Source organism: Streptomyces sp. SS8, from assembly GCF_054072955.1.
Genome location: NZ_JBSVCZ010000002.1, coordinates 312,821 through 336,623, shown reverse-complemented (window position 1 = coordinate 336,623; position 23,803 = coordinate 312,821). Strand labels below are relative to the sequence as shown.

Here is a 23,803-nt window from a genome sequence, read left to right as displayed (position 1 = left end):
CGGCGGTCCGCGCATCGGCGGCGTGCCCACGTAGGCCCGCGTCCTCCGCCTCCGCCGGGCCCTGCCGGGGCCCGGACGGGCCCGGAGAACGGTTTCAGCCCGCGGCGGCGTAGTCGCCGCTGTACCGCCGCGTGTCGTGCTCGCGCATCTCGACCTCCACGGGCAGCAGGCCCGCGCTGCGCTCGTACTCGGTGCGCGCGGTCTCCAGCAGCCGCCGCCAGGAGGTGACCGTCGGGCGGCGGCGCAGCAGCGCTCTCCGCTCCCGCTCGGTCATCCCGCCCCAGACACCGAACTCCACACGGTTGTCCAGGGCGTCGGCCAGACACTCGGTACGCACCGGACATCCGGTGCAGACCGCCTTGGCGCGGTTCTGCGCCGCCCCTTGTACGAACAGTTCATCCGGATCCGCAGTGCGGCAGGCCGCCTGCGCGCTCCAGTCGGTAACCCAGCCCATGCCGGCGCCGTCCTCTCCCGAATCGAGGCTCCCCCACGGCGGCAGACGGCATATTCACCGCTGCCAGGGCAGGACGTTACGGAAGGTGGCCAGGGCGCAACACCCCCGACGGGCCCAATCTTGAATGGCCCGAACGGACTATGCGTGCGTGGCAGATCACCCAACGGAGTGACTGAAGAATACTTTCGACCCATCGCCCGAAAACAGACATTGGGCGCATATCCCAAGAGGTCGAGGCTGGACGTTTCCTGACAGCGGATTGCAATTCGGTCACATCTCAACACTCGATGGAGTGAACCGTGAGTTGACAAGGAACCGAACGACCGTGTCAGACGTGATACAGCGTAGGCGAACACACGCACACCTGTCCGGCGATTGAGAACGTAGGCTGCCCTCATGCCAAACAAGCGCTCGGGTGGCGGGCTGTCCGGGACCCAACAGGCCGCCAAGTTCCTCGGCGTCAGCGTGCTCTCGGGAGCGGTGCTGGCGGGCATCGCGCTGCCCGTGGCCGGCGGCCTCGGGCTGGCCGCCAAGGGCACCGTCGAGAGCTTCGACGAGATCCCCATGGACTTCAAGCGCCCCCCGCTCAGCCAGAAGAACAGGATCCTCGACTCCGAGGGCAACCTGATCGCGACCGACTACTACCGCGACCGCACGGTGGTGCCGCTGAAGAAGATCAGCCCCACCATGCGGAAGGCGCTCATCGCGATCGAGGACTCCCGCTTCTACGAGCACGGTGCGATCGACCTCAAGAGCGTTCTGCGCGCCCTGAACAGGAACGCGCAGCAGGGCGGGGTCGCCGAGGGCGGCTCCACCCTCACCCAGCAGTACGTCAAGAACGTCTTCGTGGAGCAGGCCGGCGACGACCAGGAGAAGGTCGCCGAGGCCACCCAGCAGACCATCGGCCGCAAGATCCAGGAACTGAAGTACGCGATCAAGATCGAGGAGGAGCTCAGCAAGGAGCAGATCCTCGAGAACTACCTCAACATCACGTTCTTCGGCCAGCAGGCATACGGCATCGAGGCCGCGGCCCGGCGCTACTTCTCCAAGAACGCCGCCGACCTGGAGCTCCACGAGGCGGCGCTCCTGGCCGGGCTCGTCCAGTCCCCCACCTACTACGACCCCGTCAACTACCCCGACCGGGCGGTCAAGCGCCGCAACATCGTGCTCAATCGCATGGCCGAGACGGGTGCGGCCGACAAGGCGGACGTCGCGGCGGCCAGGAAGAAGGACCTGGGCCTCAAGGTCAGCAAGCCCAGGAGCGGTTGCATCACATCCGTCGACAAGGCGGGCTTCTTCTGCGACTACGTCCGCAAGATCATCCTGACCGACCCGGTCTTCGGCAAGACCGAGGAGGAGCGCAAGGACCTCTGGAAGCGCGGCGGTCTGACGGTCCGCACCACGCTCTCGCCCAAGGCGCAGAAGGCCGCGGCGAAGGCCGCCACCAGCATGGTCTACGAGGACGACCCGGTGGCCACCGCCGTGGTCCAGGTCGAGCCCGGCACCGGCAGGATCCTCTCGATGGCCCAGAGCCGCCCCTACGGCCTGGACCAGAACAAGAACCAGACCCTGATCAACCTCTCGGTCGACAACGCCATGGGCGGCAGCACCTACGGCTTCCAGGTCGGCTCCACCTTCAAGCCGATCACCGCCGCCGCCGCGCTGGAGAAGGGCATCAGTCCCTCCTTCACCTACAAGAGCGACTGGAAGGCGGTCTTCGACAAGGAGGACTACAAGACCTGCGAGGGCAAGCCCTCCGGATACGACGACTGGCCCGTCCAGAACGAGCTGGAGTCCGAGAAGGGCACCTGGGACATGACCAGCGCGCTCGGGATGTCCATCAACACCTACTTCGCCGAGCTGGAGCGCAAGGCCGGACTCTGCGAGACCCTGACGATGGCCGAGAAGATGGGCATCGAGCGCGGGGACAACAAGCCCCTGGGCGCGAACGCGTCCGTGACCCTGGGCGGTGAGGACATCAGCCCGCTGACCATGGCCGCCGCGTACACCGCCTTCGCCAACCGCGGCACCTACTGCTCGCCGGTCGCCATCGAGAAGGTCACCGACGCCGACGGCAAGAAGCTGCCCGTGCCCAGGACCAAGTGCGAGCGGGCCATGTCCCAGCACACCGCGGACTCCGTCAACAAGATGCTCAAAGGCGTGGTCGAGGACGGAACCGGCGAGAAGGCCGGCCTGTCGGACCGCGACAACGCGGGCAAGACCGGTACCACCAACGACCGCAAGGACGCGTGGTTCGTCGGCTACACCCCCAACCTCTCCACCGCCGTCTGGGTCGGCGACGACGTCGGTGAGCGCAAGGGCATGTACAACATCACCATCGGCGGCGTCCCCTACGACAAGGTCTGCGGCGGTTGTCTGCCCGGCCCCATCTGGAAGACCGCGATGACCGGCGCCCTCCAGGGCGAGCCCGTCGAGTCCTTCAACGACGTCCAGGTGCCGCGGGCCGCCACCGGCGACAAGGAGGACCGGGGCGGCGGGGACGACAACAAGCCCGGCGACCGGCGCCCCCGCAACCGGTTCCCCGACGTCACCCTCCCGCCCGGCCTCATCGGCGGAGGCGGCAACGGGGGCCCCGGCGGGGGCGGAGGCACCAGCACCATGGGCGGCACCACCGACGGCACAACGGTGGGCACCACCGTGGGCGGTGTGACCGGCGGCGAAACCGGCGGTGAGACGGGCGGCGGCGACAGCATCGGTGCCACCTCCACCACCGGGGGCTGGGATGCCGGCGGCGGCAACGGCACCAACGGCAACGGGGGCTGGCAGACCTCCGGCCAGGACGGCGGCTGGACCCCGCGGTAGCCGGCGCGGCTCGCGCGGAGGACAAGCACACGGACACACCGGAGGGGCCCCGCACCGGGGCCCCTCCGCCGTTCCTCCACCTGCCCGCGGACCTGTGGGCCCGTAGGCCTGTGGACCTTCAGGTCCGCGGGCCGGCGGTCAGCCCGCCAGGCGCTTCTTGACGGCGGCGGCCACCCGGCCGCCCTCCGCACGCCCCGCCACCTTCGGGTTCACGATCTTCATCACGGCGCCCATGGCCCTCGGCCCCTCGGCCCCGGCGGCCTTCGCCTCCGCCACGGCCTCGGCCACCAGCGCGTCCAGTTCCTCGTCGGTGAGCTGCTTGGGCAGGTACTCGGCGAGCACCTCGCCCTCCGCGCGCTCCCGCTCGGCCTGCTCGGCGCGCCCGCCCTTGGCGAACGCGTCCGCCGCCTCGCGCCGCTTCTTGGCCTCACGGGTGATGATCTTCTCGACCTCGGCGTCGGACAGTTCACGGGCGCTCTCACCCGCCACCTCCTCCTTCTGGATCGCGGTCAGCGTGAGGCGGAGAGTGGAGGAGCGCAGCTCGTCGCGCGCCCTGATCGCCGCGGTGAGGTCGTCCTGGAGCCGGGTCTTGAGCGTGGTCATGCCGGAAGTGTGCCAGGAGGCGGAGCCCGACGCCCACCGCATTGTGCCGCGCCGGCCCACACCCTTCCTCCCCACCGGCTCACGTGCCGCCTCCGGTCCTCTTCCGCCCCCCACCCCCCGGCCCGGCCCGGGGCCGTTCCCGTCGCCCGTGAGTCCGCACCCCGCCCGTATGTCTGCGACCATGGGCCCATGCCTGCGCGATACCCGCTCTCCCTCAGAATCCCCCTCGGCATCACGGCGGTAGGCGCGGCCTGCCTCGCCTACTCGGCGGGCATCGAGGCCCGTTCGTTCCGGCTCAGGCGCGTCACGGTGCCCGTACTGCCGCGCGGGATGCGGCCGCTGCGCGTGCTCCAGGTCTCCGACATCCACATGGTCGGCGGCCAGCGCAAGAAGCAGCGCTGGCTCCAGTCGCTGGCCGGGCTGCGACCCGACTTCGTGGTCAACACCGGCGACAACCTCTCCGACCCGGAGGCCGTCCCCGAGGTCCTGGACGCGCTCGGCCCGCTGATGGAGTTCCCCGGCGCGTACGTCTTCGGCTCCAACGACTACTACGGCCCCCGGCTGCGCAACCCCGCCCGCTACCTGATGGAGAAGGCCAGCGGTCGGCACGGCCTCAACGGCAACCCCCCGGCCGTCGGCGCCGTCCACAACCCGTGGGAGGGGATGCGCGACGCGTTCGACGCGGCGGGCTGGGTCGGCCTGTCCAACACCCGCGGCCGGATCAAGCTCGACGGCGGCGAGGAGATCGCCCTCACCGGACTGGACGACCCGCACATCAAGCGCGACCGCTACGACGAGGTGGCCGGCGGTCCCGAGCACGACGCGGACCTCCCCCTCGCCGTCGTCCACGCCCCGTACCTGCGTGTCCTGGACGCCTTCGCCGCCGACCGCTACCCGCTGATCCTGGCCGGCCACACCCACGGCGGCCAGCTCCGGGTCCCCTTCCACGGCGCCCTGGTCACCAACTGCGACCTGGACACCGACCGGGCCCGCGGCCTGTCCCACCACGAGGCGGACGGCCACCGCTCCTACCTCCACGTCTCGGCGGGCTGCGGCGCCAACCGCTACACCCCCTTCCGGTTCGCCTGCCCCCCGGAGGCCACTCTCCTCACCCTGATCGAGCGCCCCTGACCACACCCGCCGCACCTCCGCCGCAGCCCGGAAACCGGATTTCTCCTGAGCGCGGGCGTGGGCTAAAGTAGTCCTCGTTGCACACGGGGTGTGGCGCAGCTTGGCAGCGCGCTTCGTTCGGGACGAAGAGGTCGTGGGTTCAAATCCCGCCACCCCGACAGCCGAAACACCAGGTCAGGCCCGGTGCTGAGAGATCAGCACCGGGCCTGGTTTGCTTTGTCGCCCCGTTTTGGGAGCCGTTTGGGAGCCAACTTCGGGGAGCGGCTCCCCAGGGGCTCCCAGCGGGATGAGTGACCGGCAGCTCACACCCCTCACTCGCGTCGGGTGCAGAACCGGCTCCGTCACATCGGGCAGCCCCGGGTTCGCTCTCACCGACCGCGCGCTCAAGGAGCGGCGCCTGATCACCATGCCCAGCAAAATGGGAAGTGTCAGGCGGAGATCACTGACGCGGACGCCCCCACCCGGAACACGGTCATCATCCGGACCAGCCGGAACCGGCGGCTCTGCGGAAGCAGCGCGGAACGGCTTCCTCAGGCCACCCGCAGCCAAAGGCAGGAGAGCGCCAGCGGCCGCCATCCTCCGTATTGAGGACTCAGCGCACCAACCCGCGATCTGCCTGCCAAGGAGGCAATCGGGCAATGTCCGCCCGATGAACGTCGGCCCCAGGGTCTCGATCTGTTCGGCAGTGATCCGCTCACATAGAGTTCACCCTCCGCGTTTCCCGTGCGCGGTGAGTGAAGCCTTCGCGATCGGGAGTGAACTGGTGTCAGTGGCTCCCGCTACTGTCAGGGCATGTCTTACGGGATTCCGCTCACCGACGAGTCATTGATGGCCTGTGAGGCGTGCGATGCCCCCTACAGGTTTGGCGTCCGCGGACGGGTTAGGGGCCATTGCCTGAGCTGTAGCGTCGTAGCGCGTCAGGCGCGGCGGTACAACCTGAAGGCGAGCGACATGCACGCCATCCTGGAACTCCAACACCATGTATGTGCACTGTGTGGGCAGGGGCCCCGAGGAGACGAAGAGACTTCGTACTGGCACGTCGACCACGACCATCAGTGCTGTCAGCCATGGGACTTCATTTGCGGAGGGTGTGTCCGTGGCCTCCTGTGCGCCGGATGCAACATGCGCGGCGTTGCCTGGTATGAGGCCCTTCCGATCGACCGGCAAGATTGGGAGCGCATGAACGACTACTTGGCGAATCCTCCGGCTCGGCGCCTCCGCCTTGCCGGGGACCTGCGGTTCCGCGATCTTGCTGCGGTACGTTCCGGTAGGCGCCGTCAGCCCGGGCCCAGTTCCTTCCTCTAGTCTGCCATGGCGAGGACATCTACTGGCTCCTCCTCGGGCTCGGACTTATCCAGTTCGATGCGCACTCACGCCGTCCGCCTATGCGACGAGGAGCCGCTCGAACGCGCCAAAGGTCATGAACCATTGTCACTGCCTCGTACGGGAGTCAAGCTTTCGCTATCTGATCCCAGACAATCGAAGCAGCGGTTACACGACGCAAGTACTGTGCCCCACACGTGAATCACGTGGGGCGGGTGTCGCGCATCACTTACTGAGGTTGAACTCGTGGTGTCGTAGGGGCTGACGGCTCGTCGCTCGTGCGGTATCACCGGGGCATGCGGTATACACAAGGGGGCGGGCTGACCGCCAAACGGCAGCAGTTCCGCGAGGAGTTACGGCTCAAGGCAGCCGAGAGGTTCGCTCGGGGCGAGGCGAGCTCGATGATCGCCAAGGACCTACGGGTCAGCGTTCGTTCGGTGCAGCGATGGCGGCAGATGTGGGACGAGGGCGGTCCGCGGGCGCTGCGGTCGCAGGGGCCGACGTCACTGCCGAGGCTGAGCGAGAAGCAGTTCGCCCAACTGGAGGCGGAGCTGGTCAAGAGGCCGGCCGCGCACGGCTGGGAAGACCAGCGCTGGACCCTGAGCCGGGTGAAGACGGTGATCGGCCGGCGCTTCCACCTGACCTACACGATCCAAGGTGTGCGCAAGCTCCTGGTCCGTAATGGCTGGTCATGTCAGGTGCCGGCCCGACGTGCGATCGAGCGGGACAACGAGTCGGTGGCCGGGTGGATCAAGGAGGTGTGGCCCCGCGCGGAAGACTCGCGGCGGTGAGTGGAGCCTGGCTCGTCTTCGAGGACGAGGCCGGATTCTCCATGACGCCGCCGCAGGCGAAAACCTGGTCACAGCGCGGTCGAACCCCGGTGGTGCGGGTCCGCGGCCGCTCCCGCAGACGCATCTCCATCGCGGCGCTGACCTGCTACAAACCCGGCCACCGCTCAAAACTGATCTACCGGCCGCGCCGGGACGACGGTCGCCACGACGGACGTAAGAGCTTCTCCTGGACCGACTACCGGGACCTGCTGATCGCCGCCCACCAGCAGCTCGGCGGTCCCATCGTCCTCATCCGGGACAACTGTGAGACTCATGGGGTACCGCCCGGGATCGGGGTCTGACCCGTGGGACAACTGGCTTTGATTGCCTTGTTGAGGATCTGTCGACCTCGGTTCCGGTCGGTGCCTGCTGCCGCCGGACCGGCAGGCGTGTCCCGATAGGGGCCTTGCCGCACAAGGCACCATCACAGTTCTGACCGCCCACCGGTCCGGCGTCGGCCATCAACCCCATGCCGATCGAGGAGCCGCGTGACCGTCACCAGCATGCCCCGGACGACTCTGCCCGCACAGCCGGAAGATCCACCGGCAGAGGACGTGATCCTCGGGGTTGACACCCACAAGGACGTCCACGTCGCCGCCGTGGTCACCGTGCTCGGCGCGCTCCTGACCCATCAGGAGTTCCCGGCCACCGCCGCCGGATACCGCTGGCTCCTGGCCTGGGCATGCACCTTCGGTGCCCTGCGCCGAGCAGGCGTGGAGTGCACCGGATCCTACGGAGCGGCCCTGGCACGGTTCCTGCGCCACGAGAATGTCCAGGTCATCGAGGTCAACCAGCCCGATCGCAGCCTGCGCCGCAGGCGGGGCAAGACCGACGCCGTCGATGCGGAGGCCGCCGCCCACGCGGTGCTGTCCGGACGTGCCGCCGTCACGCCCAAGACGGGCGAGGGGCCGGCAGCCGACATGCGCGTTCTCCGCCTGGCGAAGGAGTCGGCCGTCAAGGCTCGCACCCAGGCGAAGAACCAGCTCAAGGCGGTCCTGCTCGGCGTCGATCCCGAGCTGCGCGAGTCCTTGTCCGACCTCGGCAACCCGGCGCTGATCGATCGGTGCGCGGACCTGCCCGAAAACGGCGGCGCGGCGTTCTCCACACTCCGGTTGCTGGCCCGGCGCATCCAGCAGCTGACCGCCGAGGTGAAGGAACTCACCCGCCGGGTCAACCAAGCCATCCGCGCCCACCAGCCGCAGCTCCTGGACCTCGTCGGCGTCGGGCCCGATAGTGCCGCCGCCCTGCTGATCGCCGCTGGGGACAACCCTGAGCGGCTGACCAGCGAGGCCTCCTTCGCTGCTCTGTGCGGCGTCAGTCCAGTCGAGCAGTCCTCCGGAAAGACTCAGCGCCGACGGCTGAACCGCGGAGGCAACCGCCAAGCCAACGCGGCCCTCTACCGCATCGTCGTGACACGCATCCGCCGTGACGCACGCACCCGCACCTACCTCGAACGACGCACGAAGCAGGGCATGTCGAAACGCGAGATCATCCGTTGCCTCAAACGCTACGTCGCCCGCGAAATCTATCGCCAGATCCGGTCGGCGACGGCCTCCACGGCCCCGTCTACTGCCGCTTGACGCAACATAGGGGCATCCTCAGCGTGCACAAGGCCGCCGGGCTGCGCGAGTTCGCCGAGAAGCACGAGTGGCTGACCCTCTTCCACCTGCCGCCCTATGCCCCGACCTCAACCCGGCCGCGGCGATCTGGTCCCTGCTGCGGCGCGGCTGGCTGTCCAACACCGCCTTCACCACCCCCGAACACCTCGTCCGGCGCATCCGGCGGGGCCTGCGGCACATTCAGTACCGCAGCGACCTCATCGACGGCTGCCTCGCCGAGACCGGCCTGACCATCAGGCCCGCCTGAGCAACCCCACGACATCACGAGTTCAACCTCAGTAGGCGTCGTCAGACTGCGGACTCCTCCTGCGGGTGCAGGAGATCGTTAAGGACGCGCACTGGGGACGCGGGATGAATCGCCAGCCGGGCGTCGAGTGCCATCTCCCACTGCTCGGTCAACCCCAGCACGAGGCGCTTGCGCATGCCTGAAGTGACGTGGGCGTAGCGCGCCGAGACGGAGCCGTCGATGTGGCCCATGCGTTCATCCATGAGGACCTTCTCGGTGCCGAGGTCCTCCATCACGGTCCGGTGGGTGTGGCGCAGGCCGTGGGGTGTGAGGCCCTTGGCGATCGGGAGCCAGCAGGCGTCGGCCCGCCCGCCGGCGCCGCGGCCGCGTGCCGGGATGCCGGGCCAGGGCTCGCCGAGCAGGGGGACGGGCCGGGCCTCCTGGGGTGCCTTCTTCGGGTACCAGCCCGAGGCTGCCGGGGTGAACAGCCAGGTGGCGAAGCCGTTGCGGCGCCAGTGGGCTGCGTTCTCCGTCGGCGCGCCGCCGTGTATGAAGCCGAGTTCGGTGATGGCCGTCTCCACGCGGGCGCGGGTGTCCTCGCGGACGCGCTCGGGGTGGTTGAGGACGTTGGAGACCGTTCCCGTGGAGACGCCGGCGCGGCGGGCGACGTCCGCCAGCTTGGCGCCCTGATGCCCGCCGGTGCGTGCCGTGCCCTGGCCGCGGAAGACGTACCGCTTGCTGTGGCAGGGGCACGGGGCCGGTTTGGTGCGGGCGATGTGGTCGGCGATCAGGGCGGACAGGAAGTCGGGGACGTCGATGGTGCGGTAGCTGTCGTCCTTGGGCGGGCAGCGGATCAGCGTCCCGGAGTCCAGCTCGTACAGCTGGTGTTCGACGCGGACGGCGCCGGGGCGGGTGAACTCGGTCTCCAGGCCGACGATCTCGCCCCACCGCATTCCGGTGTACGCCATGAGGACCACGGCGACGAACTCGTCGTCGCGGCCGGAGAGCAGCGCGGCTCTCTCGGCGATCAGCAAGGCGCCGAGCGGATCGGTGATGGTCTTCTCGGGGCCGCGGTCGCGGGAGCGGCCGGCGCGCTTGCCGCGTCCGCGGCGTCTGGCCGCCGGGTTGGAGGTGATCAGGCCCTCGTCGATCGCGTCCTCGAGGATCAGGTGGAGCGTGGAGCGCCAAGTCTTGACGCTGGAGGCCGCGTAGAGGGCCTTCTCCTTCTTCTCCCACAGATCGACGTCCGAGCGGAGGATGCCGGCGAGCGCCTTGTCCTCGAACGCGGGGAGCAGGTGCTCCTCGATGTGGCGCTTGTAGTTCTGCATGGTCGAGGCGGCCAGGTCCTGGGCGGCGTACCAGCGGTTCGCGTACTCGCCGAAGGTCTCCTGGCCGAGCGCCGGGTCGCGCCAGTCGCCGCGCCGGTACCTGTTCTCGGCCTCGCTCGCGGCACGCTGGGCCTCGCCCTTGGTGGCGAACCTGACCGCCTTGCCCCGCTCGTCGACGACCGTGAGGTGCTTGCCGGGCGCGGTCTTGTACCGGCCGCGCCAGTAGTTTCCGCGCTTCTCCGCGAAACCCAACTTCCGATGGCTCCTTCGCTTCTGTCTGCTGCGTGTCGGGATGCGTTTACGCGGTGGCGTCGTACTGGGCCCGGCGCGGTGGCCGGGCCCGCAGGTGGTTCACCGAAGTGGCGGGGTGGCGGCGCGGCCGTATGGATCCGTCCCGCGAGGCAGCCGGGGAGGACGGAGCGGCCACGTTCCCGGCCGGCTGGGCGGGCCGTGCCGGTATCTCCTCGTGAAGGCGGATGATCTCGGCGAGGTGGCCGGCGGTGAAGCGGTAGGCACGGCCGACGCGAGTGTGCGGGATGAGGCTCCGCCGGGCCCGGTCCTTGACCCACCAGGCAGAGCAGCCGAGTGCTTCGGCGATCTTCTCAGGTCGGTAGAGGCGCGGCAGAGGGGCGTCGCCCGGGTTGTGCGGGAGGTGTGCGGTCGCGGGCGTGGGCGAAGGTCGGTGCAAGGGCGGCGGGTCCTGACTCGGTGGTGGGCGTGCTCGGTCAGCGGTACCGGACGGGCCTCGTCACGGGGCGGTCGGGCCCCGCAGCAGCACGAGGGGCGAGACGAGGAGGGCTTCGGCGATCGCGGCGAGGTCGTCGACGTCGCAGCGGCGCTGGGCACGTTCGATGCGGGACAGCATCGTGTTGGACATCGGACGGCCGAGGGCGGTCACCCGGCCGGCCAGCTGACGCTGCGCGAGGCCGCGCTCGGTGCGGAGGATTTCGATAGTCCGGGCGGCCCGTATTCCTACGGGGCCGATTTCCAGTGATCGCGCTGCCATATCTCCATTACTAGCCTGCATTCGCCGGTTTGGTTAACCGGCGATCGTGGTCTATGTTGCGCCTCGCTCGGAACACATGCGGAGGGTTATCCGCAGCCGGGAGGCCCGGGGCCGCGACACTGAACGGCACTCGGAAGAGGCTCTGACGTGGGGTGTTGTGTTGTAGCTTCCTCGGCGGGAGCCCGTCAACGGCTTGGCGATGTGACCCTTCCGGCTCGGCGCCTGAGGCAACTATTTGGTCAGCCGCCGATCGTGCCCTACCGTTTTCGCACCGCCCTTCACGGCTCGCTTTGCGGCGGCTTTTCTGCCGTCAGAGATTCGGCTGTATCGGGCTGGACTTGCATGTCCTGGGTGTGGCTATGTTGACGACACCCCCGGAAAACGCGACCGGCCATCAGCGCACCCCGCGCCAGTGGCCGACCACTCCCCCCTGCCCTTCACGCCCGAACCGCCGCAACCGACGGTGAGCCGTGGACGCCCGCCCACCGCCCGCCGAGTGAGGACCGCTCCTCTTGGCACGCATCCGCACCATCAAGCCCGAAGCATTCGTCTCCGAGTCCCTGGCCGCCGTCACTCTGACCGCCGAGCGGACCTTCTTCGGCCTGCTCACCCAGGCCGACGACCAGGGCCGCCACCGCGACCACGCCGCGATCATCGCCGGACAGCTGTGGGTCCTACGCCCGGAGCACACGCCCGCCGAGGTCGAGAAGGACCTCGCCCAGCTCGCGGACGCCGGCCTGATCTGCCGCTACAAGGGCCCGGACGACAAGCGCTACCTGCACATCGTCACCTGGTACCAGCACCAGAAGATCAACCGGCCCAGCAAGAGCCGCCTCCCCGGCTGCCCGCACCACGGCGCTCCGTCCGGCACCGCGGGGAGCACCACCGCGCCTGCCGCACGGACCGGTGTCACGGAGCCCGCACCAACGCCTCACGGAACCCTCCATGAAGGCTCCCGTGAGATGCGCGAGCCCTCACCGAATCCCGGACCTGCTGACGAAACCGCAGGTGAGGGCGGTTTCACGGAACCCTCCGTGAAGAAGCACGGAGACCTCCCGGCAGCGGCAGTGACACCTCACCGTCCGGATCTAGGACCTAGGATCATGGATCTAGGAACTACTCCGTCGGGGGGCGCGAGCGCCCACGCACCCGACACCGTCTCGGCCCGGCAGCTCATCGGCGAGTACGTCACCGCCTGCGCCCACCGCCCCCCGAAGGACGTCCTGGGACACCTCGGCCGGGAGGTCGGCAAGCTGCTGGCCGAGGGCATCGACCCCGCCCACATCCGGTCCGGGCTGGAACGCCACCGCGCCAAGGGCCTGCACCCCAGCACACTTCCCAGCCTCGTCCACGAGGCGATGAATGCCGCCCGGACCGCCTCCGCCGCCCACCGCCCGTGGACGAACCCGGCCGACGTCGAGGCGGCCTACGGAGGCGAGCTGTGACCACCGCCCACACCCGCGCGCCGCAGCGCGTCGGCCCGCTGGCCGACCGGCTCAACGCGCTCCTCACCGCCCGCGGCATCGACCCAGATGCGCCTCTGGACGAACCGGCCGACGAGCCGGTCACCGCGCTGGAGCTGGCCGACGCCCGCATACCCGCCCGCTACCGCCGCGCCCTGGCCGACCACCCGCACATCACCGCCTGGGCCGACACCATCGCCCGCACCGGCCGCCCCGGGCCGGGCGGCGCCCCGGGCATCGCCGAGGGCCCGTCCCTGCTGATCGCCGGACCCACCGGCACCGGCAAGACCCACCAGGCGTACGGCGCCGTCCGCACTCTCCTGGCCGCCGGGGTCCGCCTGCGCTGGGAAGCCGTCACAGCCGCCGACCTCTACGCCCGCCTGCGCCCCCGTTCCGGCCACGACGGCGAACGCGACCTGCAAGCCCTGGCCCGCTGCCCACTGCTGCTCCTGGACGACCTCGGCGCCGCCAAAGCCAGCGAGTGGACCGAGGAACTCACCTACCGGCTGATCAACCACCGGTACGAGCACCTGCGCCCCACCCTGATCACCACCAACCTCCCCATCACCGAGCTGCGCACCGCGCTCGGCGACCGCGTCGCCTCCCGCCTCGCCGAGATGACTGACCGCGTCATCCTCACCGGCTCCGACCGACGCCGGACACCCGCGCACGCCCCGGTGCCGACCGCTGTGGCCGCCCCTCCGCCGACCCCGGTCCCAGGACGCACCCGCTGAACAACCCCACACCCGAACGGAACGGCGGCGGACCGGCCCGCCGCTGAAGAAGACGACCAGACCCTCGCAGTCCCCGTCGAACAGAGCCGGGGACCGGAACGCGGGCCGCACTGGGAACCGGGGACTGGGGACCGGGGACTGGGGACCGCAGCCCCCTCGGGGACTGTGGGACCGAGGACCGTCCCGAAGATCGGGGACCGCGCACACCCACCGGGACCGCGGACCAGCATCACCGCAGGTCCGCCGCCCATGGCCCCTCTGCGCAGCTCCGTTCCCCGGGACCACCGCCTGCCTGCCGACCACGGGACGGTCCCCGCAAACCGACAGCAGATCCCGTTCGGGGACCGTCCCCGCCCGCAGGCACAGGCGGCGGGGACCGAGCCGGGAACGGGACCATCCCGGGGACCGAAAACCGCGAACCGCCCCGGGGACCGAGGACCGCAGGACAAGGCCAGCGAAGACGGGACCCAGATACGGTCCCGCCAAGCCGCTGCACGGCTCCCAGTGAATACGCCGGACAAGGACCGTCCGCGAGCAGGACGGCAACGGCATCACGAGCCCGCCACGCCCTGAACCTCTGATCGCCTTCGTCCGGCGCCCGCCGCCCACAGCCACCACGGAGACACCGCGATGCACCACCCACATGCCAACCGCGCCCATCGATCGCAGCAGGAGGCGACCGCCCCAGCCACCGGCCGAGCAAGTTGGAGGTCCGGACACTCCCCCGCAGGGGGAGCGCCCGAACCCGGCCCCGCCCCGGGGGTGGCGGGGCCCGCCCAGCACCAGGGGGCGCCGGACGGGAGGGCTGCGACCGAGGGCGGACCGCAGCCGGGCAAGGCCAGCCGCAAGGGCAGGGCAAGGAAGGGGAAGGCGCGTCCACGTGACAAGAAGCAGCGCCCCGCGCACAGCGTCCGCCTCAACGACCAGGAACTCGCCATCATCCAGGCCGGCGCCGACCACGTCGGCATGAGCGTGGCCGGGTTCCTGGCCCACTCCGCCCTGGCCGCCGCCCGCGACCAATCCCGCACCGCAGCGGCCATCGCCACCGAGCGGGACATCCTGACGGCCCTGTTCGGTGTGCGCCGTCAGCTCGGCTGGGCGGGCAGCAACGTCAACCAGATAGCCCGCGCCCTCAACTCCGGTGCCGACGCACCGCACTTCGCCGCCGCCCTCGCCGACCTGCAACGCGTCGCACAGGCCGTCCAACGGGCAGCCGACAGGGTCGCCAACGGGCAGGAGAGCGAGGCGGCTTGATCCCCCGAATCCACCGGCAGGGCAGCAACACCCTCGGGCTCCTGCACTACCTATACGGCAAGGGCACCCACGAGGAGCACATCGACCCGCACCTGGTCGCCTCCTTCGACGGCATGGCCCCCGACCCCGGCCGCGACCCCTCGGTCACGAAGAGAGACCTCCAGCACCTCCTCGACCAACCCCTGTCGCTGCTCGACGCTGGCCGGCGCCCGGCCAAGCACGTCTGGCACTGCTCGGTGCGCGCCGCGCCCGACGACCCGATCCTGTCCGACGAGCAGTGGAGCGACATCGCCCGCCGCATGGTCGCTGCCACCGGCATCGACCCCGGCGACGGGGCCGGCTGCCGCTGGGCCGCCGTCCGCCACGCCGACGACCACATCCACCTCATCGCCACTCTCGTCCGCGAGGACGGCCGCCGCCCCGACCACCACCGCTCCGGCAAACGCGCCCAGGCCGAGGCCCGCCTCATCGAAGCCGACTACGGCCTGCGCCGCATCGCCCCCGGCGACGGCACCGCCGCCCGGCGCCCCACCAGCGCCGAACGCCACAAAGCCCAACGCCGCGGCCGCCGCCGCACCGCGCGGGAGGAGTTGCGCGAGACCGTCCGCCAGGCCGTGGTCGGCGCCACCGACGAGGCGGAGTTCTTCGGCCGGCTCGCCGCCGCCGGGCTCCTCGTCCGCACCCGCGTCCTGCCCTCCGGCGATCTCGGCGGCTACACCGTCGCCCTGCCCGGCGACCACAATCAGCACCACGAGCCCGTCTTCTACGCCGGTTCCACCCTCGCCCCCGACCTGTCCCTGCCCCGCATCCGCGCCCGCTTCGACGCGACCGGTCCTGCATCCGCGCCGGACCACACCGACCAGCCGGGCCCCTCCCCGCAACATCCCGCACCGTCCACCGCACGGCGCGCAGCCACCCACGCGGCGTGGGCCGCACTGCTCGTCCTTGACCAAGGCGACGACGGTGCGGCTGCCGCACAGATCGCCGCCACCGGCGAGATCCTCGACGCTCTGGCCACGACCTCCGCCCTCTACACCCGGCAGCAGCTACGCGAAGCGGCCTGGACGTTCGAGCGGGCCTCCCGCTCCCACACGCGAGCAGAATTCCGCCACGCCCAGACCCTGCGACGAGCGGCCCGGGAGCTGGTCCGCAGCGGCCCAGCGCTCGGCCGAGGCGAGGACGGCGCCACCACGGCCATGCTGATCGACACCCTGTTCTTCCTGGTCACCGCCGCCGCTCACTGGCACGTCCAGCGCCACCACGCCCAGCAGGCCGAAGCCGCCCACCGGGCCGCCACCTGCCTGCGCGCCGCCTACACGGCGGCCGCCGAAGAGCCGATGGCCCGTCTCCGGGAGCAGGGCCAGCGCCTGGCCCGGCCCGTACGCGACTGGTCCGCCGCCCTCCTGCACGCCGCCGCACCGCAGCTCGCCGAGCAGATACTGCGCGAGCCGGGCTGGCTCGCCCTGGCCGCCACCCTCACCCACGCCCACCAGGCCGGACACGCCCCCCGAACCCTGCTGACCGAAGCCATCACCCACCGGGAACTGCACACCGCCGAATCCCTCAGCAACGTCCTCACCTGGCGCCTCCGCCACCTCGCCGGCCTACCGGCCGACGCCGCGACGGCCACGTACCCCAAGGCCCCGGCCGCCTCTGCCCAGCAGGCCCGCCCAGCGCGGAGCGGGCCACCCGCCCACCCCAAGACCCCGGGACGCGGCAGATAAGCCCTGGCCCACCGGGGTGGCCGGCCGGTCAACGACCGAGCGGCCGGGCAGTCAGTGCCCGGCCGCTCGGCGTGTGCGCTGGTCTACCGGCGAACCTGGATCAGCGCGTGGGTGCCGCTGGTGCGCCAGTCCGCACCAGACTCTTCGAGGGCATCCAGCGTCTTCCGCTCCAGCCCCACGATGACGTCGGACTTCAGGGTGCGCAGCGCCGCGACCGCACCGGGGAAGTACGCCGTCAGGTCGGCGAACGGTGCCGTGGCGTCCCACATCCGGTCGTCCACGAGCCGACGGTAGTTGAGGTCGCCCTTCAAGATGGTCAGCGTGACGGCCGCGAACTCCTCCCGCAGGTCCACCGGCATCTGCGCGTACGGCAGCGGCGCACAGAAGAACGGGTGGGTGCGCACCTCCAGGTGTCCTGCCGCCATGGCCTCCCACAGCCGCCCGCCGATCCTGCCGGCTTCACCGGGCGCCTGGGCAAGGCGGCGGAGGCAGTCGACGACGTCCGCCGTCATCGCGTCGGAGACGTAGTACGGGTAGGGCTTGACGTGGAGCACGACCCGTTCGGCGTGCCGGTGCGCCAGGAGGTGGTCGATGAGGACCAGGTCCGGGACCAGTTCCCGCCCGGCGTTGTCCGCCACCACGGCGACCGTGGAACCGGCTCCGGCGGGCAGGAGCCGCCAGAGCACGGCGCTGTCGTCAGCCACCAGCCCACCGGTGGCGTCACCGGGGGCCGACTCCCCCTGCGTGACGCGGAAGCCGAGGTCGGCGCGGTTGCCCCAGAGCGAGGCGTGGAGCAGCGCCGTGGCCCGCTCATCGGCCGGCGCGTCGGCGAGCGCATCCAGGGCCCGCAGTTCCCCGTCCACCGCCGCCTCGCGCAGTTCGGCCTGTTTGAAGGGGGCGAAGGGATCGACTCCCTGCCACGGGCCGGTACCGAAGTACTCGACGGCGCCCAGCAGCCTGCGGTAGAAGTAGCTCTCCGCCCACAGGAACGGGGCGTCGAACCACGACCGCCCGAAGTGCTCCCGCCCCCAGGCCGACCACTGTCCCCGGTCGTGCTCCGAAGGGGCGAGAGGTTCGATGACACCGCCGGTGATCTCCTCCAGCAGGGCGTCGAGGGCCTCGTGCTGCCGGCGGCCGTACGGGAAGGCGTCCCGCACCTGCTGGACCAGCACCGGATGCCGCCTGGCCAGCACCCCCCACGCGAACGAGCCCGGCTCGTTGCTCAAAATGGCCGGGGCGCCGGGTCCGGCGGCCAGGCCGCGGCTGCGGCCGGCCGACCCGTCCGAAGCGCCAGGGGTCTTCTCTGCCATGGTGTCCAAGCCCTCCGCTTGTCGCTCACGAGTCATTGATCTCCAGGGCCACAACGCCCGCAGCGCCACGTCGTCGCAAGTTGGGCGCCAGTCGAGCGAGGTGTTCCGGTCGTGTTCGTGCCGTTCTCTCATTCGGCCGGCCGGGACATCCGTGGCTCATCGGTCGTGAACCCGAGCGACGCGTACAACGGCTCGCCCTCCGAGCTGGCGGTCAGGCTGATGCGCTTGCAGCCGCGTACGGTCATCCAGTCCATGAGCGCTGTCACCACCGCCCGCGCGTAGCCGCGCCTGCGGAACGCCGGATCGGTGGCGACGGTGCTGATGTCGCCGTTGAACGGCTTGCTGCTGTCGGGGCCCGGGAGCCGGGGAAGAAGGAATCCCAGCGCACAGGCCGCCACACGGCCTGGAGCGGCGTCCACCACGAAAGCGGCGGCCGTGTCCCGGTCGTCGAGCATCGCGGCGAGCGCCTCTCGGCATTCCTCGATCCATGGGCCGTCCGGCAGTTCTCTCGGCCTGGTCCAGGGCTCCTCGGGGCAGGTCAGCGAAAGTTGGCGCATCCGCGCCAGTTCCCTGGCGTCGGCGGCCACCGCCCGTCGCACGAGCACGCTCACTACGGCTCCTCCCGTTGACACGTACGTTCTTGATTGCGGCGATGTTCTTGGGGTCCGTATCCTGCTGGGCAACGCGTTGAAGGAGACGAGTAGCCGCAGGATCACGCGAGCAGAGAGAGCCGCCGGGAGCTGGGAAGGCGGCCTCGCGCCCCGCGGTGAAGACCCTCCCGAGCGCGGGGAGGAACGACCTCGCCCGGAGGTCCAATGCCCCGCCGGCCGGCCCCCGTCACCGGGCCCGAACGAGGCCGCCACCAGGTGGCGGCGAAAGTGCGGTGGCACCGCGAGTTGCCCTTCTCGCCCGCACTCCCAAGGGATCATGACGACGTCCTTCGGAGGACCGCAATGATCCACAGCCGCGTACACGTCTCCGACCTGCGAGAACACGTCGGCCGTACCGTTTCCGTCTGCGGGTGGGTGAACACGCTCCGCCTGCAGCGCAAGATGCAGTTCGTCATCGTGCGGGACAACACCGGCATGGTGCAGGTGACCCACAAGCGCGACGGCGGGCCGCTGGAGGCCCGGCTCGAAGCCCTCACCCCCGAGTCCGCCGTCCGTGTCACCGGCCGTGTCGTCGACGCCGCCCAGGTCAAGCTCAGCGGCCTGGAGATCGTCCCGGAAGAGGTCGAGGTCCTGAACCCGGCCGCCGCACCGCTTCCGATCGACGAGCACACCGGTCTGGAGCAACGCCTGGACTGGCGCTTCCTGGACGTGCGCCGCCGGCCCGCCACCCAGTTGCTGTTCGCCGTGCAGACCACCCTGGAACAGGGGATGCGCGAGTATGCCTACGAGCAGGGTGCCACCGAGATGCACACCCCCAAGCTCATGGGCACCGCCTCGGAGTCCGGCGCGGAGGTCTTCAAGCTCGGCTACTTCGGCCGCAGCGCCTACCTGGCGCAGTCTCCGCAGTTCTACAAGCAGATGGCCATCGCGGCCGGGATCGACAAGGTCTTCGAGATCGGGCCGGTCTTCCGCGCGGAGCCGTCGTTCACCTCCCGGCACGCGACCGAGTTCACCGGCGTCGACGTGGAGCTGGCCTGGATCGACGGCGTCGAGGACGTGATGGCGTTCGAGGAGCGGATGCTCGCGCACGCGATCGCCAGGGTTGCCGACGCGCACGGTGAGGCGATCGCCGAACACCTCGGCGTCGAGGTCACCGTCCCCACGACACCCTTCCCCCGCATCACCATGGCCGAGGCCCACGAGATCCTCCGCAAGGGCGGCTGGGACCCGGAGGGGGTCAAGGAGGACCTGGACCCGGAGGGCGAGCGGAGCATCTCGGCCCACATCAAGGAGGCCACCGGGCACGAGTTCGTGTTCATCACGCACTACCCGGTCGGCATCCGGCCCTTCTACCACATGCGGCCCGCCGACGACCCGAGCGTGACCCTGAGCTTCGACCTGCTGTGGAAGGGACTGGAGGTCACCACCGGAGCGCAGCGTGAGCACCGGTACGACGTGCTGCTGGAGCAGGCCGCGGAGAAGGGCATGAGCCCCGAGCCGTTGCGGGACTACCTGAACGCGTTCCGGTACGGGTGCCCGCCGCACGGCGGACTCGGCATGGGCCTCGGCCGAGTGCTGATGGTCATGCTCGGCCTGGACTCGATCCGCGAGGCCACCTTCCTCTTCCGCGGACCGAACCGGCTCACGCCGTAACCGGCCGCGCACCGCGTCCCCCGGCACGGGGCACTCGCCCGTGCCGGGGGACGCGGTCTCAGTAGCGGACGTTGCGCAGGTCGTGCGTCCACGCCTCACCCGGGTTCTTGTCCCAGTAGGCCCGCAGTGCCAGCTCCCGCTCGGAGAAGCGGCCCTGGTGGCACAGGCCGCCGTGGGAGAGGGTGACGCTCATGGCGAGCGCCGACTCGGTGGTGACCCAGTGGGGTGTCAGCGCGTGGCTCCACAGCTGGTCGCCGGGCCGCATGGTGACGGACTGGCGGTCGTCCGGATCGTGTGCGGGCGGGTCCTCGCCGGTGGTCTCGCCGATGACCGCCGCGTCGGCCGTCAGGTGCTTGTCGGGGTCGAGGTAGCTGTGGAAGGTCTTGGTGCCGTGCACCTGCCAGACCAGGCCGTGCGAGTTGTCGTTGTGGTAGGTCGAGGACGCGCCCTCGGTGGACAGGAAGAGGATGGGCGCCAGACGCTGCCAGGTGAATCCCCGGGCGGACAGATGCGTGCGCCAGGGGATCATGACCTCCTCCTGGAAGCCGTCCAGGAGGTCGTCGTAGAAGCGGCTGAGGTTGAAGTGCACCAGCCGGAACGTCCAGGTGGCGATCTCCTCGATCGGCGCGGTGCGGAATGCGGCGGTGCGGTCCATGCGCACCTGCCAGTCGTCGTCCCCGAGGACGGTGAACCGGACCTGCTCGTCCCTGCGGATGTGGTCGAGGATGTCGACGGCGGGCAGGAAGGTGTGGTCGAAGGGCACCTCCAGTGGAAAGTTCGGCGGTTGCCGCCAGCGGCGGGGAAAGTCGTCGGGTGTCGTGATCGCCATAGAGCGGTCCATGGAATCGGGGTGCGTCGGGTCGCCCTCACGCCGCGGCGCACGACGCGCTGCGGTCGTCGGACGCGGCGGAGGGGCGGCGGCAGATGGCGGCGCAGTCCGGGGTCACGCGGTCCTGCGCCGGAGCGGTCAGGAACTGTCCGATCGCGGCCCGGGGAGCGTGCGCGCTGACCGACGCCTGGCCGTAGGGGCAGCGCCGGATGCGGCCGTCGGCGGAGACGTACGCGGTCGCCGAGCGGCACTGCCACCGCTCGCCCCCGCCTGCGGGGAGTTGCAGTCCCCGCAGTTCACCGAGGTAGGCCCGGTAGCGGTCGGACAGGTCGAAGTGGCGGCCCAGCAGCTCGGCGTCGAGCTGCTGCCGTGCCAGGTAGTCCTGGACCGATCCGCCCTCACGGCGCAGAGTGCGCTCGTCGAGGACGACGGGACTGAACTGGACCTCCACCCCGGCCCCGGAGACGAGGCCGGCCAGCTCCCGGCACTCCTCGTCGTTCAGGTCCCAGCAGGTGACGTGCAGGATCTTCGTCCCGGTGCCGAGGGCGCGCAGTGTGTCGATCCCCGAGGCCGCGGTACGGGTGGTGCGTCCCAGCGCCATCGCGCCCCGCGAGTCGGCGGAGACGGTCACGTTGGCCAGCAGACGCGCCACCCGGGAGAGGGCGGCGACCTCGGCCGCGGTGCGGGCCGAGGTCACCATCGACACCGCCATGCCGAACTGGTGGGCCAGCCGTACCAGCTGCCGGAGCCGCGGGTGGTGGGTCGGTTCCCCACCGCTCAGGCACACCCCTTCCACGCCCGCCTCCCTCAGCCGCGACAGGGTGCGGGTGTAGGTCGCGGTGTCCAGGAAGCCGTGGGCGCGGTCGGCACGGAAGCAGAACCCGCAGGCGACCTTGCAGTGCCCGGCCGTGGAGATCAGTGCCGTACGGACCTGGGTGCTCATTGCACCCCCGTGTCGTCCCACACGGCGATCTCCACGGTGCTCGTGTAGAAGGCGCACATCTCGGGGTCCGGGGTGTCGCCCCCGACGAGGGCCTGCTCGTTGCGGGACGGGCCGCCGCAGACGGCGAGCGCCGGGCAGTCACCGCACTCGGGTACCGGTGCGACTTCCTTCGCCACGCCGGCCAGGAGGCCGGGGTCGGCCCGCAGCTCGTCGAGCGTGTGCAGGAACGACGGCTCGGTGAAGTTGATGTCGCACAGGCTGACCCGGTTGCCGGGCAGGAGGGCGGCGTTCAGACTGCGGTCGCCCTGCATGTGGTCGAACAGCATCGGCCGGCGGGTGTCGAGGGCCTGGAAGGCGCGGTCCAGGACGGAGAACAGCATCCCGCCCCGTCCCAGCGCGGCCAGGCGCGCCTCGTACAGCTCCTTGGCCAGATCGGCGCCTTTGACCTGCCAGCGGCCCGCCGTCGGGATGGGCGTGTTGACGTAGACGAACTTCAGCCCGAGGTCGTCGACGATCCACCGGACGGTCTCGGCGAGGCGTCCGATGTTCGCGGCCGTCGGGGTGAGGTTGCAGCCCACGTGAAGCCCCTCGGCCTCGACGAGCCGGGCGACGTTGCGGCGGATCCGGTCGTCCGCGGGCCGCCCGCCGAGCAGGAGGCGGTTCGCGGAGTTGATGCCCGGAGGGCCGTCGATGGAGATGCCGACCCCGTACTCGTACGCGACGAGGTGGTCGAGGACCTCGTCGGTCAGACGGGCGCCGTTGGTGACGACCGTGCGCCGCATCCTGGCCACGCCGTAGCGGTCGGCGAGGTCGTCGGCGAGCCGGTCGCCGTACCGCATCAGGTCGAAGCGGATGGTCGGCTCGCCGCCGAACCACTGGACGGACACCTCCTCCTGCCCGGCGTTCTGCTCGAACAGGAACTCCAGCCCGTCCGAGAGCTCGTCCTCCGTCATGTCCGGCTTGCCGGTGTTGGTGTCGACGAAGCAGTAGGTGCAGGCCATGTTGCAGCGGTCGGTGAGGACCACGCGCAGGCCGCTGATGCGGCGGGGTACGGCGTCCAGGCCGAGGTGTCGGAGACGGTCGTGGAGTGCCTCGCGCCGGTCGGCCGCGGGACCGCCGGGTGTGAAGCCGAGCCCGGCAAGGGCTTGGTGGGTCGCGGTCGGGGGGACCCCGGCGAGGTCGCGGACCTCGCCGGAGTCGATGAACACACTGTCCAGCCCGACCGGGTCGAGGAGAACCACTTCCCCGGCCCGCTCGTACCGGAAGTACTTCCCCCACAGCATCCGAGGGACGGCCATGGTGGTCAGGCCGCCGTTTCCTCTTCGGCGATCCCGAGCTCGCCCATGACCGCGCGGACCCTCTCCTCGGCGGCGGCTTGGAGCTTCGCGGAGGTGGCCGGGGAGCCGCCGTCGGCGAGGACGATCACGCCGGGCAGCGTCGGGTTCGGCGCGATGACCGTGATGCCGGCCGGTTCGGTGCCGATGACCATGATCGCGTTCTTCAGCTCGACCCAGTCGGTCTGCTCCTTGAGCGCCTCGATGATGCGGTTCTGCTTCTCCTGGAAGGATGCACGCTCACCCATCCACACGCCCGCCTTGGACTTGGAGTCCACGACGTCCGCGTAGATGAGGTGGTCCTTCTTCTCTCGTCTGGCCTGAGGCACGGCTGTTCCTCTCTCTGCGCCGGATGGTGCTGGAACATCCCCTTGCGCCCACCGGAGCCCGCCGGGCGCCGCCCCGCCCGGGGAGTGTGGGCGGGGCGGCACCTGGCGGTCCTGCGGCGTCCGGGGTCGATGACGCCGGCTTTCCTCGCCAGTCCCGCAGCGCTGCGGTGCGCGGTGCCGCGTGACGGGACCTGACTTCGCAGCGACGAGGTGACATCATGCTGTCTCGCGAAGTCCTGTTCGAGGACTCTGACAGGTCATCAGCAGGGCTTGCAG

At 70.5% G+C, this 23,803-nt stretch carries 19 protein-coding genes, 1 tRNA gene and 3 pseudogenes; 12 read left to right on the top strand and 11 right to left on the bottom strand.

The annotated features are described in order from the left end of the window. Nucleotides 1–94 precede the first annotated feature (94 nt). Entirely contained in the window at nt 95–454 is a 360-nt protein-coding gene (locus ACW69E_RS03365; RefSeq protein WP_206351083.1) for a WhiB family transcriptional regulator, read from the bottom strand. A gap of 396 nt (nt 455–850) precedes the next feature. On the opposite strand from ACW69E_RS03365, the gene ACW69E_RS03360 reads away from it, so the two are divergent. Further along, complete coding sequence (locus ACW69E_RS03360) at nt 851–3,277, top strand: transglycosylase domain-containing protein (protein ID WP_457496647.1); 2,427 nt, start codon at nt 851–853, stop codon at nt 3,275–3,277. A 138-nt stretch (nt 3,278–3,415) separates the two neighbouring features. Here ACW69E_RS03360 and ACW69E_RS03355 read toward each other — a convergent pair whose 3' ends face one another. Continuing rightward, nucleotides 3,416–3,880, bottom strand: a complete 465-nt coding sequence (locus tag ACW69E_RS03355) for a GatB/YqeY domain-containing protein (protein WP_093851720.1) — start codon at nt 3,878–3,880, stop codon at nt 3,416–3,418. 189 nt (nt 3,881–4,069) lie between these two features. On the opposite strand from ACW69E_RS03355, the gene ACW69E_RS03350 reads away from it, so the two are divergent. The 6 genes and pseudogenes from ACW69E_RS03350 to ACW69E_RS03325 all read left to right on the top strand — a co-directional run. Beyond that, complete coding sequence (locus tag ACW69E_RS03350; protein ID WP_457496646.1) at nt 4,070–5,011, top strand: metallophosphoesterase; 942 nt, start codon at nt 4,070–4,072, stop codon at nt 5,009–5,011. Between the two features lie 84 nt (nt 5,012–5,095). Beyond that, nucleotides 5,096–5,169: transfer RNA gene (locus ACW69E_RS03345), tRNA-Pro, on the top strand. 634 nt (nt 5,170–5,803) lie between these two features. Further along, entirely contained in the window at nt 5,804–6,316 is a 513-nt protein-coding gene (locus tag ACW69E_RS03340) for an endonuclease domain-containing protein (protein ID WP_457496645.1), read from the top strand. Nucleotides 6,317–6,630: 314 nt separating this feature from the next. Next, nucleotides 6,631–7,439, top strand: a pseudogene (locus tag ACW69E_RS03335) (winged helix-turn-helix domain-containing protein); the annotation flags it as partial. Nucleotides 7,440–7,667: 228 nt separating this feature from the next. Next, nucleotides 7,668–8,744, top strand: a complete 1,077-nt coding sequence (locus ACW69E_RS03330; protein ID WP_457496738.1) for an IS110 family RNA-guided transposase — start codon at nt 7,668–7,670, stop codon at nt 8,742–8,744. Between the two features lie 17 nt (nt 8,745–8,761). Continuing rightward, nucleotides 8,762–9,030: pseudogene (locus ACW69E_RS03325) on the top strand (transposase); the annotation flags it as partial. 41 nt (nt 9,031–9,071) lie between these two features. Here the strand turns inward: ACW69E_RS03325 and ACW69E_RS03320 are convergent. The 3 genes and pseudogenes from ACW69E_RS03320 to ACW69E_RS03310 all read right to left on the bottom strand — a co-directional run bounded on the left by ACW69E_RS03320 (nt 9,072) and on the right by ACW69E_RS03310 (nt 11,343). Then, a complete protein-coding gene (locus ACW69E_RS03320) occupies nt 9,072–10,589 on the bottom strand; it encodes a LacI family DNA-binding transcriptional regulator (protein WP_457496644.1) in 1,518 nt (505 codons plus the stop codon). A gap of 46 nt (nt 10,590–10,635) precedes the next feature. After that, nucleotides 10,636–10,962, bottom strand: coding sequence for a DNA-binding protein (locus tag ACW69E_RS03315; protein WP_457496737.1), 327 nt, complete (start codon nt 10,960–10,962; stop codon nt 10,636–10,638). Nucleotides 10,963–11,062: 100 nt separating this feature from the next. After that, a pseudogene (locus ACW69E_RS03310) lies at nt 11,063–11,343 on the bottom strand (helix-turn-helix domain-containing protein). A 512-nt stretch (nt 11,344–11,855) separates the two neighbouring features. Between ACW69E_RS03310 and ACW69E_RS03305 the strand changes: the two are divergent. The 4 genes from ACW69E_RS03305 (at nt 11,856) to ACW69E_RS03290 (ending at nt 16,518) form a co-directional block, all read left to right on the top strand. After that, nucleotides 11,856–12,788 carry a hypothetical protein gene (locus ACW69E_RS03305; RefSeq protein ID WP_457496643.1) on the top strand — a complete coding sequence of 311 codons (933 nt, stop codon included), beginning with the start codon at nt 11,856–11,858 and terminating at the stop codon, nt 12,786–12,788. Beyond that, nucleotides 12,785–13,540, top strand: coding sequence for an ATP-binding protein (locus ACW69E_RS03300; RefSeq protein ID WP_457496642.1), 756 nt, complete (start codon nt 12,785–12,787; stop codon nt 13,538–13,540). The genes ACW69E_RS03305 and ACW69E_RS03300 overlap by 4 nt, the downstream gene beginning before the upstream one ends. A 762-nt stretch (nt 13,541–14,302) precedes the next feature. Beyond that, nucleotides 14,303–14,794 carry a plasmid mobilization protein gene (locus ACW69E_RS03295; RefSeq protein WP_457496641.1) on the top strand — a complete coding sequence of 164 codons (492 nt, stop codon included), beginning with the start codon at nt 14,303–14,305 and terminating at the stop codon, nt 14,792–14,794. Further along, on the top strand, nt 14,791–16,518 hold the full coding sequence (locus tag ACW69E_RS03290; protein ID WP_457496640.1) for a relaxase/mobilization nuclease domain-containing protein: 1,728 nt from the start codon (nt 14,791–14,793) through the stop codon (nt 16,516–16,518). The genes ACW69E_RS03295 and ACW69E_RS03290 overlap by 4 nt, the downstream gene beginning before the upstream one ends. 83 nt (nt 16,519–16,601) lie before the next feature. Here the strand turns inward: ACW69E_RS03290 and ACW69E_RS03285 are convergent, their stop codons facing one another. Beyond that, nucleotides 16,602–17,828 carry a damage-control phosphatase ARMT1 family protein gene (locus tag ACW69E_RS03285; RefSeq protein WP_457496639.1) on the bottom strand — a complete coding sequence of 409 codons (1,227 nt, stop codon included), beginning with the start codon at nt 17,826–17,828 and terminating at the stop codon, nt 16,602–16,604. 128 nt (nt 17,829–17,956) lie between these two features. Next, nucleotides 17,957–18,439 (bottom strand): GNAT family N-acetyltransferase, encoded by a 483-nt coding sequence (locus tag ACW69E_RS03280; RefSeq protein WP_457496638.1) that lies wholly within the window; start codon nt 18,437–18,439, stop codon nt 17,957–17,959. Between the two features lie 342 nt (nt 18,440–18,781). On the opposite strand from ACW69E_RS03280, the gene aspS reads away from it, so the two are divergent. Next, a complete protein-coding gene (gene aspS, locus ACW69E_RS03275) occupies nt 18,782–20,092 on the top strand; it encodes an aspartate--tRNA(Asn) ligase (RefSeq protein WP_457496637.1) in 1,311 nt (436 codons plus the stop codon). A 58-nt stretch (nt 20,093–20,150) separates the two neighbouring features. Here the strand turns inward: aspS and ACW69E_RS03270 are convergent, their stop codons facing one another. From ACW69E_RS03270 to ACW69E_RS03255, 4 genes are read right to left on the bottom strand one after another with little or no spacing between them, the layout of a single operon-like run. Next, complete coding sequence (locus tag ACW69E_RS03270) at nt 20,151–20,921, bottom strand: hypothetical protein (RefSeq protein ID WP_457496636.1); 771 nt, start codon at nt 20,919–20,921, stop codon at nt 20,151–20,153. Between the two features lie 37 nt (nt 20,922–20,958). Next, entirely contained in the window at nt 20,959–21,864 is a 906-nt protein-coding gene (locus ACW69E_RS03265; protein ID WP_457496635.1) for a radical SAM protein, read from the bottom strand. Further along, on the bottom strand, nt 21,861–23,147 hold the full coding sequence (locus ACW69E_RS03260) for a radical SAM protein (RefSeq protein WP_457496634.1): 1,287 nt from the start codon (nt 23,145–23,147) through the stop codon (nt 21,861–21,863). The genes ACW69E_RS03265 and ACW69E_RS03260 overlap by 4 nt, the downstream gene beginning before the upstream one ends. Before the next feature lie 20 nt (nt 23,148–23,167). Then, nucleotides 23,168–23,527 (bottom strand): hypothetical protein, encoded by a 360-nt coding sequence (locus tag ACW69E_RS03255; protein WP_457496633.1) that lies wholly within the window; start codon nt 23,525–23,527, stop codon nt 23,168–23,170. Nucleotides 23,528–23,803: the final 276 nt, after the last annotated feature.